The sequence below is a fragment of the Pseudomonas sp. KBN10P06128 genome (genome assembly GCF_037574945.1).
Classification (GTDB): Bacteria; Pseudomonadota; Gammaproteobacteria; order Pseudomonadales; family Pseudomonadaceae; genus Pseudomonas; species Pseudomonas aeruginosa.
This window is the reverse complement of sequence record NZ_JBBELR010000001.1, coordinates 6,308,414-6,322,263: the sequence shown is the minus strand read 5'-3', so window position 1 is coordinate 6,322,263 and position 13,850 is coordinate 6,308,414. Positions and strand designations below refer to the sequence as shown.

At 67.9% G+C, this 13,850-nt stretch carries 16 protein-coding genes; 8 read left to right on the top strand and 8 right to left on the bottom strand.

Annotation, left to right across the window (positions count from 1 at the left end; all coding sequences use genetic code 11):
• Positions 1 to 30: 30 nt before the first annotated feature.
• The 3 genes from VQ065_RS29450 to VQ065_RS29440 are packed head-to-tail and all read right to left on the bottom strand — an operon-like array spanning position 31 to position 1,805.
• Positions 31 to 1,137: an NAD(P)/FAD-dependent oxidoreductase gene (locus VQ065_RS29450; protein ID WP_003096094.1), complete on the bottom strand. Its 1,107-nt coding sequence runs from the start codon at positions 1,135 to 1,137 to the stop codon at positions 31 to 33.
• Positions 1,134 to 1,370, bottom strand: a complete 237-nt coding sequence (locus tag VQ065_RS29445; protein WP_003096092.1) for a hypothetical protein — start codon at positions 1,368 to 1,370, stop codon at positions 1,134 to 1,136. Before VQ065_RS29445 ends, VQ065_RS29450 begins: the two co-directional genes overlap by 4 nt.
• A gap of 36 nt (positions 1,371 to 1,406) precedes the next feature.
• Positions 1,407 to 1,805 (bottom strand): acetyl-CoA sensor PanZ family protein, encoded by a 399-nt coding sequence (locus VQ065_RS29440; RefSeq protein WP_009878269.1) that lies wholly within the window; start codon positions 1,803 to 1,805, stop codon positions 1,407 to 1,409.
• Between the two features lie 160 nt (positions 1,806 to 1,965).
• Between VQ065_RS29440 and hisB the strand changes: the two genes are divergently transcribed.
• The 8 genes from hisB (at position 1,966) to VQ065_RS29400 (ending at position 7,694) form a co-directional block, all read left to right on the top strand.
• A complete protein-coding gene (gene hisB, locus VQ065_RS29435) occupies positions 1,966 to 2,559 on the top strand; it encodes an imidazoleglycerol-phosphate dehydratase HisB (RefSeq protein ID WP_003096088.1) in 594 nt (197 codons plus the stop codon).
• A complete protein-coding gene (gene hisH / locus VQ065_RS29430; protein ID WP_003096087.1) occupies positions 2,559 to 3,197 on the top strand; it encodes an imidazole glycerol phosphate synthase subunit HisH in 639 nt (212 codons plus the stop codon). The genes hisB and hisH overlap by 1 nt, the downstream gene beginning before the upstream one ends.
• 3 nt (positions 3,198 to 3,200) lie before the next feature.
• On the top strand, positions 3,201 to 3,461 hold the full coding sequence (locus tag VQ065_RS29425; protein ID WP_003096084.1) for a DUF2164 domain-containing protein: 261 nt from the start codon (positions 3,201 to 3,203) through the stop codon (positions 3,459 to 3,461).
• A 48-nt stretch (positions 3,462 to 3,509) separates the two neighbouring features.
• Complete coding sequence (gene hisA / locus VQ065_RS29420) at positions 3,510 to 4,247, top strand: 1-(5-phosphoribosyl)-5-[(5-phosphoribosylamino)methylideneamino]imidazole-4-carboxamide isomerase (RefSeq protein WP_003106336.1); 738 nt, start codon at positions 3,510 to 3,512, stop codon at positions 4,245 to 4,247.
• 10 nt (positions 4,248 to 4,257) lie between these two features.
• A complete protein-coding gene (gene hisF / locus VQ065_RS29415; protein ID WP_014603501.1) occupies positions 4,258 to 5,028 on the top strand; it encodes an imidazole glycerol phosphate synthase subunit HisF in 771 nt (256 codons plus the stop codon).
• 171 nt (positions 5,029 to 5,199) lie between these two features.
• Entirely contained in the window at positions 5,200 to 5,946 is a 747-nt protein-coding gene (locus tag VQ065_RS29410) for a substrate-binding periplasmic protein (protein ID WP_003111636.1), read from the top strand.
• A gap of 90 nt (positions 5,947 to 6,036) precedes the next feature.
• Positions 6,037 to 6,789: a substrate-binding periplasmic protein gene (locus VQ065_RS29405; protein ID WP_003106330.1), complete on the top strand. Its 753-nt coding sequence runs from the start codon at positions 6,037 to 6,039 to the stop codon at positions 6,787 to 6,789.
• 149 nt (positions 6,790 to 6,938) lie between these two features.
• Positions 6,939 to 7,694, top strand: a complete 756-nt coding sequence (locus VQ065_RS29400) for a substrate-binding periplasmic protein (protein ID WP_003096075.1) — start codon at positions 6,939 to 6,941, stop codon at positions 7,692 to 7,694.
• Between the two features lie 40 nt (positions 7,695 to 7,734).
• On the opposite strand, the gene VQ065_RS29395 is transcribed toward VQ065_RS29400, so the two are convergent.
• From VQ065_RS29395 to VQ065_RS29375, 5 genes are all read right to left on the bottom strand, one after another.
• On the bottom strand, positions 7,735 to 9,216 hold the full coding sequence (locus VQ065_RS29395) for a hypothetical protein (protein ID WP_021263277.1): 1,482 nt from the start codon (positions 9,214 to 9,216) through the stop codon (positions 7,735 to 7,737).
• A gap of 68 nt (positions 9,217 to 9,284) precedes the next feature.
• Positions 9,285 to 10,058: a divergent polysaccharide deacetylase family protein gene (locus tag VQ065_RS29390; protein WP_003096069.1), complete on the bottom strand. Its 774-nt coding sequence runs from the start codon at positions 10,056 to 10,058 to the stop codon at positions 9,285 to 9,287.
• Positions 10,058 to 11,368, bottom strand: coding sequence for a proteolytic complex protein CptA (gene cptA / locus VQ065_RS29385; protein ID WP_003096067.1), 1,311 nt, complete (start codon positions 11,366 to 11,368; stop codon positions 10,058 to 10,060). Before cptA ends, VQ065_RS29390 begins: the two co-directional genes overlap by 1 nt.
• A 28-nt stretch (positions 11,369 to 11,396) precedes the next feature.
• Complete coding sequence (locus VQ065_RS29380) at positions 11,397 to 12,683, bottom strand: murein hydrolase activator EnvC family protein (RefSeq protein ID WP_003123645.1); 1,287 nt, start codon at positions 12,681 to 12,683, stop codon at positions 11,397 to 11,399.
• A gap of 149 nt (positions 12,684 to 12,832) precedes the next feature.
• The gene (locus VQ065_RS29375; protein WP_003096062.1) at positions 12,833 to 13,651 is read right to left on the bottom strand and encodes a CPBP family intramembrane glutamic endopeptidase; all 819 of its coding nucleotides are present in this window, start codon (positions 13,649 to 13,651) and stop codon (positions 12,833 to 12,835) included.
• Between the last annotated feature and the right edge of the window lie 199 nt (positions 13,652 to 13,850).

Genomic DNA, 13,850 nt, shown 5'->3' with positions numbered 1-13,850 from the left:
GGCCGACCCTGCGCGCGGCGAAACCTCGTCTCAGAGTGCGCGGGCGACCCGTTCGGCGAGCGCCAGGCTGGCGGTGAGGCCGGGCGACTCGATGCCGAACAGGTTGACCAGGCCGGGCAGGCCGTGTTCGGCAGGGGTTTGGATGATGAAGTCGGCGGCGGGTTCCCCCGGCCCGCCGAGCTTGGGCCGGATGCCGGCGTAGCCGGCGGCCAGGCGCCGAGGGTCGATGCCGGGGAAGTAGCGCGAGATGGCCTGGGCGAAGGCGGGGCCGAGGGATTCGTCGACGCGGTAGTCGAGGTTGTCCACGTAATTCACGTCGGGACCGAAGCGCAACTGGCCGCCGAGGTCGAGGGTGGCGTGGATGCCGAGCCCTGTGGTGCGCGCCTCGGGCATCGGGTAGACCAGGTGGCGGAACGGCGAGCGGCCGCTGTAGGAGAAATAGCGCCCCTGGCACAGGTGCAGCGCCGGCACCAGGCGCGGATCGAGGCCTTCGGTGCGTTGCGCCAGCGCCTGGGCGAACAGGCCGCCGGCATTGATCACCCAGCCCGCGCGCAACCGGAACGCTTCGCCGACGCTCTGTCCTTCGGCGCGCCAGCCGCCGGCGTGGCGCTCCAGGCGGTCGACCCGGGTGTCCAGCGCCAGTTGTGCGCCGTGGCGCTCGGCGACGGCCTGCAGCGATTGTAGGTAGGCGTGGCTGTCGATGATTCCCGTGCTCGGCGAGAGCAGGGCGGCGACCCCGCGGACCTGGGGCTCCAGCGCGCGCAGTTTGGCGCCGTCCAGTGGCATCAGGTCGTCGACCCCGCAGGCGCGGGCGTTGGCCGCCAGGGCCTGGAGCTTCTCGCGCTCGTTTTCCTCCACCGCCACCAGCAGCTTGCCGATGCGCCGGTGGCCGACGCCGTGGCGGGCGCACCAGGCGTACAGGCGTTCGCGGCCTTCCAGGCAGAGATCGGCCTTGAGCGAGCCGGGCGGGTAGTAGAGGCCGGCGTGGATCACTTCGGAATTGCGACTGGAGGTGTGGCTACCGACCAGCCGTTCGCGCTCCGCCACCAGTACGCCGTGGCCGGCTTCGGCCAGGCGCGCGGCGCAGGCCAGGCCGAGGGCGCCGGCGCCGACTACCAGTACGTCGACGTCGTTCATGCGTCGCTGGCTGCGCGCTGCAGCTCGGCGACGATCGCTGCCCGCGCCTGCGGGCTGTTCTTCCAGCAACTGGAGCCGGTCAGGGCCGCGCCTTGGGCGAGGATACTTGCGGCATCGCTGTCGCGCAGCCGGACGAAACTGTCCAGGCCCATCTGTTCCAGGCGTTGCAGCACGGTCGGGCCGACTCCCTTGAGGGCGAGCAGGGCGGTGCGTTCGGCGGTGGAAAAGGACATGGCGAAGCTCCTTGGCTGGGACCGCCGCCGAGCATATCAGAGGCTGTCCAGCGGCAGCCCGTGGCGCGCGGCGAGGGCGAGGGATTCCAGGTGCCCGTCCGGGGCGACCAGGCGCAGCGGCTTGCCGGCTTCGGCAGCCAGGCGCCGGGCCTCGTCGAGGAGGCGTCGGCCGACCCCGCGGCCGCGGGTGATGCCGCGCACGCAAAGGTGCGACAGCTGCCAGGCGTCGCCGCCGCGCCGCAGCAGGGCGGCACCCAGCAGGCGGTCGTTGAAGCGCCCGGCGATCAGCTCGCCGGCGGCCAGCCCGGCCGCGACCAGCGCCGCGCCGTCGGCATGCGGGGCGAACAGCCAGTCCGGTGCGTCGGCGTAGATCTTCGCCAGGTCCAGGCGATCCTGGGCGCTGGGTTGGGCGAGGGTTTCGACGATCACGGGCATGCGGCTCTCCGCGGCGGGATGGAAGGAGCGCAGTGTAAGGCCTGGCCCGCCGCCCGTGGGGCGATTCGCGCCGACGGTCGCGGCTGGCAGCGCCAGCCCGGGCCTGCCTATAATGCTGGCCCTCTTATAATTACGTGCAGTGTTAGCTGTGGAGCTGGTGATGGCCGAACGCAAGGCATCCGTCGCGCGCGACACCCTGGAGACCCAGATCAAGGTCTCCATCGACCTGGATGGGACCGGCAAGGCCCGGTTCGATACCGGGGTTCCCTTCCTCGACCACATGATGGACCAGATCGCCCGCCACGGCCTGATCGACCTGGACATCGAGTGCAAGGGCGACCTGCATATCGACGATCACCACACCGTCGAGGACATCGGCATCACCCTCGGCCAGGCCTTCGCCAAGGCCATCGGCGACAAGAAGGGCATCCGCCGCTACGGCCACGCCTACGTGCCCCTCGACGAGGCGCTGTCGCGGGTGGTCATCGACTTCTCCGGGCGGCCCGGCCTGCAGATGCACGTTCCCTTTACCCGTGCCAGCGTCGGCGGCTTCGACGTCGACCTGTTCATGGAATTCTTCCAGGGCTTCGTCAACCACGCCCAGGTGACCCTGCACATCGACAACCTGCGCGGGCACAACACCCACCACCAGATCGAGACCGTGTTCAAGGCCTTCGGCCGCGCGCTGCGCATGGCCATCGAGCTGGACGAGCGGATGGCCGGGCAGATGCCGTCGACCAAAGGGTGCCTGTGATGCAGACGGTAGCCGTGATCGACTACGGCATGGGCAACCTGCACTCGGTGGCCAAGGCCCTCGAGCACGTCGGTGCCGGCCGGGTGCTGGTGAGCAGCGACGCGGCGGTGATCCGCGAGGCCGACCGGGTGGTGTTCCCCGGGGTTGGCGCGATCCGCGACTGCATGGCCGAGATCCGCCGCCTGGGCTTCGACGCCCTGGTCCGCGAGGTCAGCCAGGACCGCCCGTTCCTCGGCATCTGCGTCGGCATGCAGGCATTGCTGGAGCGCAGCGAGGAGAACGACGGGGTCGACTGCATCGGTCTGTTCCCCGGCCAGGTGCGCTTCTTCGGCAAGGACCTGCACGAAGCCGGCGAGCACCTGAAGGTGCCGCACATGGGCTGGAACCAGGTGAGCCAGGCGGTGGAGCACCCGCTGTGGCACGAGATTCCCGACCAGGCGCGCTTCTACTTCGTGCACAGCTACTACATCGAGGCCGGCAATCCGCGCCAGGTGGTGGGGCACGGGCACTACGGCGTCGATTTCGCCGCCGCGCTGGCCGAAGGCTCGCGTTTCGCCGTGCAGTTCCACCCGGAAAAGAGCCATACCCACGGCCTGCAACTGCTGCAGAACTTCGTGGCCTGGGACGGGCGCTGGTAGGCCATGGCCAGGGCGAAGAGCAAGACGCCGATCCTCCAGCTGGACGCCGCGCAGACCCAGGACGCGGTACTGGCGATCAAGCGCTTCATGGAGGACCGCTTCGAACTGGAGCTGGGCTCCTTCGAAGCCGAGGAACTGCTCGATTTCTTCGCCCGCGAGTTCGCCCCGTACTTCTACAACAAGGCCATCCTCGACGTGCAGTCGTACCTGAAGGAACGGTTCGAAAGCATCGAGAGTGATGTCTGGGCGCTGGAAAAGAGTTGAGTTTCCGCGTGCCTGCCCACCGAATACAGACTTGAACAGGGTTCACCGATGCTGATCATTCCCGCGATCGACTTGAAAGACGGCGCCTGCGTGCGTCTGCGCCAGGGCCTGATGGAAGACGCCACGGTCTTCTCCGACGATCCGGTGGCGATGGCCGCCAAATGGGTCGATGGCGGTTGCCGCCGCTTGCACCTGGTGGACCTGAACGGCGCTTTCGAAGGCAAGCCGGTCAACGGCGAGGTGGTCACCGCCATCGCCCGTCGCTACCCGGACCTGCCGATCCAGATCGGTGGCGGCATCCGCTCGCTGGAAACCATCGAGCATTACGTTCGCGCCGGCGTCAGCTACGTCATCATCGGCACCAAGGCGGTCAAGCAGCCTGAGTTCGTCGGCGAGGCCTGCCGCGCCTTCCCGGGCAAGGTCATCGTCGGCCTGGATGCCAAGGACGGTTTCGTCGCCACCGACGGCTGGGCCGAGGTCAGCGAAGTCCAGGTGATCGACCTGGCTCGTCGCTTCGAGGCCGACGGGGTGTCCGCCATTGTCTACACGGATATTTCCAAGGACGGCATGATGCAGGGCTGCAACGTCGAGGCTACCGCCGCGCTGGCCAATGCCACGCGGATCCCGGTGATCGCCTCCGGCGGCATCCACAATCTCGGCGACATCCAGAAGCTGCTGGACGCCCGCACCCCGGGGATCATCGGCGCCATCACCGGCCGGGCGATCTACGAAGGCACCCTGGACGTGGCCGAAGCCCAGGCGCTGTGCGACAACTTCAAGGCCTGAGGCGAACCGCATGGCACTGGCAAAACGCATCATCCCCTGCCTCGACGTGGACAATGGTCGAGTGGTCAAGGGCGTCAAGTTCGAGAACATCCGCGACGCCGGCGACCCGGTCGAGATCGCCCGCCGTTACGACGAGCAGGGTGCCGACGAGATCACTTTCCTCGATATCACCGCCAGCGTCGACGGGCGCGACACCACCCTGCATACCGTCGAGCGCATGGCCAGCCAGGTGTTCATTCCGCTGACCGTGGGCGGCGGCGTACGCAGCGTGCAGGACATCCGCAACCTGTTGAATGCCGGCGCGGACAAGGTCTCGATCAACACCGCCGCGGTGTTCAACCCCGAGTTCGTCGGTGAGGCCGCCGACCGCTTCGGCTCGCAGTGCATCGTGGTCGCCATCGATGCGAAGAAGGTTTCCGCCCCGGGCGAGGCGCCGCGCTGGGAAATCTTCACCCATGGCGGGCGCAAGCCCACCGGGCTGGATGCCGTGCTCTGGGCGAAGAAGATGGAAGACCTGGGCGCCGGCGAGATTCTCCTGACCAGCATGGACCAGGACGGCGTGAAGAGCGGTTACGACCTGGGCGTGACCCGCGCCATCAGCGAGGCGGTGAGCGTACCGGTGATCGCTTCCGGCGGCGTTGGCAACCTGGAGCACCTGGCCGCCGGCATCCTCGAGGGCAAGGCCGACGCGGTGCTCGCGGCGAGCATCTTCCACTTCGGCGAGTACACCGTGCCGGAAGCCAAGGCCTACCTCGCCAGCCGCGGTATCGTGGTGCGCTGAGGCACGTTGCGCCGCAGCGCACAGGGCCGGTGATCGGCTAGCCATTCCTGAGCGCGAGTCGACACTCGCGCGGCTTTCTTTCAGGTACAGTCACGCCCCCCGCATCAGGTGCCGCTAGAGCGCCGATGCCCTGCCATAACGACAAACATTGCGACCGACAGGGAGTCCTCCATGTCCATCTTCCGTCTGGCTCTCGGCTGCGTCGGCAGCCTGGCCCTGCTATGCGCTAGCGCCCTGGCGCGCGCCGAAACCCTGGTCCTGCTGACCGAGAACCTGGTGCCGTTCAACATGGCGGTGAACGGCGGCAACTACGCCAAGAACGATGGCATCAGCGGCATCAGCACCGATACCGTGCGCGCCGCCTGCGAGCGCGCGCAGATCGAGTGCCAGCTGATCCTGCGTTTCCCCTGGGACCGGGTCTACCAGCAGGCGCTGAGCGAGCCCGGCTATGGCGTGTTTTCCACCGCCCGTACGCCGGAGCGCGAGGACAAGTTCAAGTGGGTCGGCCCGCTGGCGGTCAACGACTGGGTACTGATGGCCCGCGGCGACAGCAGCATCCACCTGAACAGCCTGGAAGACGCCGCGCGCTATCGCATCGGCGGCTACAAGAACGACGCCATCAGCCAGCACCTGGTCGACCGCGGCCTGCAGGTGCAATTGGCGCTGCGCGACAACGAGAACGTCGACAAGCTGGCCAGCGGGCAGATCGATCTCTGGGTCACCGCCGATCCGAGCGGGCGCTACGTCGCCCAGCGCGAGGGCCTCAAGGAGGTGAAGGTGGTCCAGCGTTTCCATACCGCCGAGCTGTTCCTGGCACTGAACAAGGACACCCCGGACGAGCTGGTGCAGAAGTTGCAAACGGCGGTCGACGCGCTGCGCAGCGAAGGCTTGTTGAAGCAGATCCGCGAGCGCTACTGACGCCTCGCCGGCGATGCTGGCAAAAGGCTGGCCTGGCGGCGCGGCGCTGGTTATTCTGCCTCGCTCCAGGCCCCTGACAGGATGACAACAATGCAAAGAAGCCTGCTCTTCGCGCTGCTCGCAACCCTGCTGTTGGTCGGCGGCGCGCGCGCCGAAACCGATCCCGACTACAGCATGGTCCTGCTCACGGAGAACTTCCCGCCGTACAACATGGCGATCAACGGCAAGAACTTCGCCCAGGAAGACAACATCGACGGCATCGCCGTGGATATCGTCCGCGAGATGTTCAAGCGCGCCGGCATCAAGTACAGCCTGACCCTGCGTTTCCCCTGGGACCGCATCTACAAGCTGGCGCTGGAGAAGCCCGGCTACGGGGTGTTCGTCACCGCCCGCCTGGCCGAGCGCGAGGACAAGTTCAAGTGGGTCGGTCCGATCGGCCCGGACGACTGGGTGCTGCTGGCCAAGGGCGACAGCCCGATCACCCTGGGCAGCCTGGACGAGGCGAAGAAATACCGGATCGGCGCCTACAAGGGCGATGCCATCGCCGAGTTCCTCGGCAAGAACGGTTTCGAGGCCGACCTGGCGCTACGCGACCAGGAAAACGCGCAGAAGCTGGTCAAGGGCCAGATCGACCTCTGGGCCAGCGGCGATCCCGCCGGGCGCTACCTGGCCAAGCAGGAAGGCGTGACCGGCCTGAAGACGGTGCTGCGCTTCAACAGCGACCAGCTGTACCTGGCGCTCAACCGCGAGACTCCCGACGAAGTGGTACAGAAGCTCCAGGCAGCCCTGGACGGCATGCGCAAGGAAGGCTTCGTCGAGGACATCCTCAACAGCTATCTCTGATTCGCTCCGTCCGGCCAACAGGGGGCCGGGCGGGGAAACGCCTTTGCCGGCCCCGCCGGCAATGCCATGGAAGGCCGACGAGCCAGGTATTTCGTCCTGACGCAGGGATGCCGCTAGCCAATAACGATAACCAAGCGAGCGGTGTGACCATGCTGAAAGTCCTGATCCAGACCCTGATCCTGGGGGTGTTGCTGGGGGCCTCCGCGGCCCGTGCCGAATTGCCCGCCGACTACAAGGTGGTGCTGCTGACCGAGAACTTCCCGCCCTTCAACATGGCGGTGGATGACAAGAACTTCGCCCGCGACGATGGCATCGACGGCATCAGTGCCGACATCGTCCGGGAGATGTTCAGGCGCGCCGGCATCGGCTATTCCCTGAGCCTGCGCTTCCCCTGGGACCGCCTGTACCGGTTGACCCTGGACAAGCCCGGCTACGGGCTGTTCTCCATGACCTACACCCCCGAGCGGGTGCCGCAGTTCAAGTGGGTCGGCCCGCTGGCCGACACCAGTTGGGTGTTGCTGGCGCCGGCCGGCAGCAAGATCGCCGTGAAGAATCTCAAGGACGCCGCCCGCTACAAGCTCGGCGCCTACAAGAACGACGCGGTCAGCCAGCACCTGGAAGCCCAGGGCATCCCGGTGATCAACGCCCTGCGCGACCAGGAAAACGTGAAGAAGCTTACCGGCGGGCAGATCGACCTGTGGGCCACCACCGATCCGGTCGGTCGCTACCTGGCCAAGCAGGAAGGCGTGTCCGGCCTGCAGACGGTGCTGCGTTTCAACGAGGCCAAGCTCTACCTGGCGTTGAACAAGGACACTCCGGACGAGGTGGTGGAGCGCCTGCAAAAGGCCCTGGAGCAGATGCGCCAGGAAGGCTTCGTCGACGAAGCCGTCGCCAACTACCTCTGAACCTGGCGGGCGCCCCTCCGTCGGCGCGGCGAGGGGGCGCTCAGTCCAGGTCGTAGGCCTGGACGCCGAGGTCGCGGCTGTCGTACCAGTTGCCGCGGGCCCAGAACACCCGGTCGTGCGCCTCGTCGAAACCGAGCACGCCGAGGTAGCCGGCGATGTCCAGGCGGCGCCAGGATGAGCCCCAGTCGTCCGAGTAGTACACCGCGTTGGCGGAGACGCTCGCCGGCTCTTCGTCGGGATACAGCCACAGCGGCACTTCGTAGTGGTTCATGGTGTTGGCCAGCAGCACATTCCTGCCCATGTAGAACTCGCGCAGCCCGGAACTGGACGGCAGGGGCCAGAACGGGCTGGGCAGCTTGCCGGTGATCTTCCATTCGAGCGCTTCGCGATCGAGCTCGGCGATCAGCGAGCGCGATTCGTCCGGGTGGTCGAGCACTGCGATCACCCGACCGTCCATGTTCTGTTCCAGGCGCTCGACGGCCACGCCGTCGGTGCGCCGGATCGCGCCCATCTGCCAGCGTCCGCCCTCGCGGCGCAGTTCGGCCTGGGTGGTGACCAATACCGAGCTGGTCAGGTAGCGCCCTTCGGGCGGGCCATAGCGGAAGGTCTGGCTTACCCAGATCGCGGCGCGCTCCGCGTCCAGTTGGGCGACGTGTGCCTTGATCTGCCCGTGCTTGCCGTTGTAATCGCCCCAGCTGACGCCGTTCGGCGCCAACTCGCGGGCGTAGGCGAGGTCGACCAGCAGCGGCGCGGAGGTGGCGATCGACTCGACGCTGGCGCCGCGGTCGGGCGAATAGAACAGCCCGCTCGGCTGGCCGGGTTCCCGGCCGCCATCGGCACCGCCGTATTCGAAATCACCCCAGACCCAGACTTCGTCCTTGCCGTGGAAGCGCGGTGCGAGAGCCCAGCCCAGTCGATTCGCCTCGGCCATGAAGCCTTCCTCGAGCCGCCGCCAGCTCTTGCCCTGGTCGTCGCTGCGCAGCACCACTGTCTGCTCGCGCTGACCGTTGTCCTTGCCCGGGCGCCGCAGGCCGGTGAGCAGGAAGACGCTGGAACCGTCCGGCGTGACTTCCAGGCAGGCGGTCTCGCCGAGCCGCGCCACTTCGTGGAACACGCCGTCCGCGCCCAGGCGCGAGACATAGGTGGTTTCCGGATCGCCGCCGGATAGCAGCATGCCGTTGAGGAAGTTGAAGAGGTGGGGTTCGGACTCTTCTTCCCTGGGCTGGGCGGCCGCCACCAGGTCCAGGTCGATGACGCCCTCGGGCAGTGCCTGCTCGTCGCGGCCGACCTCGCGCCGGCCTACCAGCCAGGTGCCGGCGGGCGTCGCCCGCACGCCGGTGCAGAATTGCTCCATGGCGCGCTGGTCGATGTTCTCGACCTTGCCGACGGTGCTCTCGCCGGGGCTGGCGCCGCCTATCTCGAACTTGGCGCTGGTGAGGATCCAGATGAAACCGAGGGGAATCGCGCCAGCGACCAGCAGGGCGGCGGCGAGCAGGGGCATGGGAGGGGAAGGGCGGGCCATCGGTGCGTCCGTGCAGGAATGACGAGGGCGTCACCTTAACCGCTGCCGCGACGCCGGTAAACCCGGGTTCAGTGCGGCGCCTGGCGTGGGTTGACGTTGCGGTTGCCGCGCTCGCCGATGAGCATCTGCGGCGGTACCAGCTCGATGCCCTGGGCGCGCAGCTTCGGCAGCTCCCGCGCCAGCACGTCGAGGGTGGCCTTGTGCGGGTGGCCGATGAGCAACGCCGAACCCTGCTTGCGGGCCAGGGCGACGCCGGCCTGCAGTTGTGCGGAGACCGCTTCCGGTGTGGCTTCGTTGTCGAGAAACACATCGCGCGAGACGCTCGCCAGGCCGATCCGCTGCGCCTCGCTGGCGGCCACGGTGGCGGCGCTGGTGCGGCTGTCGACCAGGTACAGGCCGCGACGCTGGAGTTCCTCGGCGAGCCAGGCCATCGCCGGGCGCACCGCGGTCATGCGGCTGCCCTCGTGGTTGTTCAGGCCCTGCACGAACGGCACCTTGGCCAGCGCCGCGTCCAGCCGCCGCGCACGCTCTTCCTGGGTCAGCTCCGGCCGCCAGGCGTAGGGACCGCCGGCTGGGTCCATCGGCATGTGCAGGATCACCGTGCGCCCGCGCTGGTGCGCCTCGCGGGCCAGTTCGGCGGCATGCGGGGTTTCCGGGATGATCGCCAGGGTTACGCCGGGGGGCAGGTCGAGGACCCGGCGGTCGCGCGCCAGGTTCTGCCCGAGGTCATCGATGACCACGGTCAGCAGCGGCGGGCGCTGGTAGGGGACGGGGTCCTGGCGGGCCTGGGCCTGGTTGAACAGCAGGCACAGGCCCAGCAGGGCAACGCGGAACGCCGACATCAGTTGCCGCGGGTGACGCTCAGGCCTTTCAGCAGGCTAAGGGCCTGGCTGAGCTGGTAGTCGGAATCCTGCGGGCGCTCGCTCGGCGCGGCACGCTTGCCGGTGGGGCGGTCGGCGCCGCCGTTGCCGTTGGCCAGGTGGCCCTGCAGGTCGGCTTCCTTGAAGCCCTCGAAGCTGCTCCGCTCCTGGGTCACCTTGGCGCGTCCGACCTCGATGTCCGGAACGATGCCCTGGGCCTGGATGGAGCGCCCGTTGGGGGTGTAGTAGAGCGCGGTGGTGAGCTTCAGGGCGCGGTCGTTGTTCAGCGGCAGCACGGTCTGCACCGAGCCCTTGCCGAAGCTGTCGGTGCCCATCAGGATCGCGCGCTTCTGGTCCTGCAGGGCACCGGCGACGATTTCCGCCGCCGAGGCGCTGCCACCGTTGATCAGCACCACCAGCGGAACCTTGTCGCTGGGATCGGCCGGGTCGGCGCTGAAGCGCAGCTCGGAGTTGGCGATGCGGCCCTTGGTGTAGACGATCAGGCCCTTGGTGAGGAAGGCGTCGGCTACCTCGACGGCGGACTGCAGCACGCCGCCGGGGTTGTTGCGCAGGTCCAGGACCAGGCCCTTGAGACGGCCCTTGTTGTCCTTGCGCAGCTGGTTCAGCGCCTTGACCACTTCCTCGCCGGTGTTGACCTGGAACTGGGTGATGCGCAGGTAGGCGTAGCCGGGTTCTAGGACCTGGCTCTTGACGCTCTTGACCTTGATGATGGCGCGCTTGAGTTCGACGTCGAACGGTCTGCCGCCATCGCGGACGATGGTCAGGGTGATCGGGGAGCCGGCCTTGCCGCGCATGCTGTCGACCGCTTCGGTCATCGACTGGCCCTTGGTCGGCTTGCCATCGATCTGCACGATCAGGTCGCCGGGCTGGATGCCGGCGCGGGCCGCGGGGGTGTCGTCGATCGGCGAGACCACCTTGATGAAGCCGTCTTCGCTGCCGACCTCGATGCCCAGGCCGCCGAACTCGCCGCTGGTGCTTTCCTGCAGCTCGGCGAAGTCCTCCGGGCCGAGGTAGGCGGAGTGCGGGTCGAGGTTGCTGAGCATGCCCTTGATGGCGTTCTCCAGCAGGGTCTTGTCGTCCACTGGCTCGACATAGGCGGCCTTCACCCGGTCGAGAACCTCGGCGAAGGTACGCAGCTCGTCGAGGGGCAGCGGGGCACTGCTACCGTTGGCCAGTGGCGCGGCGTCGGCCGGGGCGTCGGCAGCCTGGGCCGCGCCCGCGCCGAGCAGCAGGGCCAGCGCCAGGGTGGTGGGACGGAAGCAATGCAGCATGTTCAGCTCCTAATCACGAGTTCGGCGCCTATCCCTGCGCGCGGCACCAGGTAGTAGGGTCCGCCGGGCGGCCCTGATGGCGAATGGCGAAGTACACGGCCGGGCTACTCTGGCCGCCGCTGGTTCCAACGGTGGCGATCGGGTCGCCGGCCTTCACGGTGTCGCCGGCGTCTTTCAGCAGGCTTTGATTATGGCCATAAAGGCTGAGGTAGCCGCCACCGTGGTCGAGGATGACCAACAGGCCGGCTCCGCGCAACCAGTCGGCGAATACCACGCGTCCGCCGTGCACCGCGCGGACGGTGCTGCCGGCGCTCGCCGAAATCAGTACGCCGTCCCATTTCGCCCGCGGATCGTCGCCGCGCTGGCTGCCGAAGCGCGCCACGACGCGGCCATTCACCGGCCACGGCAGCTTGCCGCGGGCCGAGCCGAACGCGCCGCCGTAGACCGCGCCAGTGCTTGAGACCAGCGGGCCCGGCGCAGGTTCGCGCGGCGGGCTGGTGACTCGTCCGGGGGCGGCCTGCTGCTGACGCGCACGCTCGCGTTCGGCGGCCAGCGCGCGCTGGCGCTCGCGCTCCGCCGCGGCGGCGGCTTCGCGGGCCTGGCGGGCCAGGGTTTCCTCGATGGTCCGCAGTACCTTGGCCAGCTCGGCCTGGTCCTGTTGGCGGGACTTGAGCTTCTGGTCGCGTTCGCGGTAGTCGCTGTTCAGCTTGGCCAGGGCTTGCTGGCGCTCCTTGCGGGTCGCTGCCAGCGCCTCGCGGCGGCTGTCCAGCTCGCCTTGCTTGCTCAGTTGTTCGGCTTTCTGCGCAGAGATGTCCTGCTCGACGTTGGCCAACTGGCGGAGGGTTTCGTTGAAGCTGGCGAGCTGTTCGAGACGGGCTTTGTTGATGTAGTCGTAGTAGGTGAGGGTGCGGCTGAATTTTTCCGGGTGTTCCTGGTTCAGCAGCAGCTTCAGGTATTCCTCGCGTCCGCTCTGGTAGGCAGCGCGGGCCTGGATGGCGAGGAGGCGCTGTTGCTCAATGCGCGCGTCCTGGAGTTTTTTTTTCTCCCCATCCAGCCGTTTCAGCTCGGCTTCGCTCTTGTCCAGCTCGTCCTGCAGGGCCTTGATCTGTTTTTCCAGGTCGCCCATCTCGGTCTCGGTGGACTTCAGCTGCTTCTGCACGCCGCTCTTTTCCTGCTGGATGCCGTCCAGCAGCTTCTTCAGCTCGCCGATGTCCTTCTGCGTCTGTTCCAGCTGGCGTTGGGTGTCGGCGCGCTCGTCGGCGAAGGCCGGAGCGAGACAGGCGAGGGATAGCAGGAGAGGAAGGAGGCGGAGCATGGGGTGGCGGGCACCTGGGAATTGGACCGGCCTAGTATGCCCGTGGCCGCCGTTAAAAAAAACGCCCCGCACCGCGCGCTGTGGGGCGCTTCCACGTATTTCAGCCGGATGGCAGCGGCTGATGTCGTCGACGACGAAGGTCACGGGCATCAGGCGGGTCTGTAGAGCGGGTAGGTGAACAGCAGCAGATGCGTCAGGTTCAGCCCGAAGTGGAACAGCGTCGCCACCCACAGGCGGCCGCTCCACAGCCAGGCCAGCCCGTAGATCAGCCCGGCGAGGCCGGCGAACAGCATCAGCAGCGGGCCGCCGGCGAAGTGCGCCAGGCCGAACAGCGCCGAGGCTAGCGCCAGGGCGGGCCAGGGGCCCAGCCATTGGCCCAGGCGTTGCTGCAGGTAGCCGCGGAACAGCGCTTCCTCGGCAAGGGAAACGAAGAACAGGTTGGCCAGGACGAACTGCCAGAGCCAGGCCGGCGCGTGGAGTTCCGGCCGCAGCAGGCCGACGCCGACAGCCAGCAGAAGCAGCGCCGGCACCGCCGCCACGAGCAGCAGCCAGTGCCAGGGGCGGCCGGGAGCGCGGGCTTCGTCGCGGAACAGGCTCGGCAGGCAGGCCAGTAGCAGGAACGGCACCAGTGCCTTGTCGAAGTTGAAGTACATGGTGAACGGCAGGCTCTGCGGGCCGACCACCGCCTTGTCCAGGACCTTGGGGTTGGCGAAGCCGGGTAGCAGGTGCAGGAACAGGCCCACCGCGCCGGCGACCAGCAGCAGCTCCAGGCCCAGGGCCCAGGCGCGGCGTGCCGCCAGGCGCCGGCGCAACAGGGCGAGGACGCCCAGTACAGCCAGGGCGGCGACCGCAGGCGGAGCGAGAACTCCGTCGTAGAAGGCGAGGCAGCAGGTCGCGAGCAGCAAGGCGAGAGCCAGCAGGCGCTGGAAGGACAGGGCGAGGAGCGAGGTGGCGAGGAGGAACCACATCGGCGGAAATCCTTGTAGGGCAGATGGAAAAGACAGCGCGGGCAAGGCTAGCACGGGCCTCGGCGACGTAGCGGGAGGCAGGGGGGGAAGACGCGGAAAATGAAAACCGCGGCACACGTCTCGAGGTCGCGTGGCCAGGCCTGTCGGCCGATCGGCAGCGTTAAAGCGGGGAAGGTGACGTCGTGGAAACGGGGCGCGG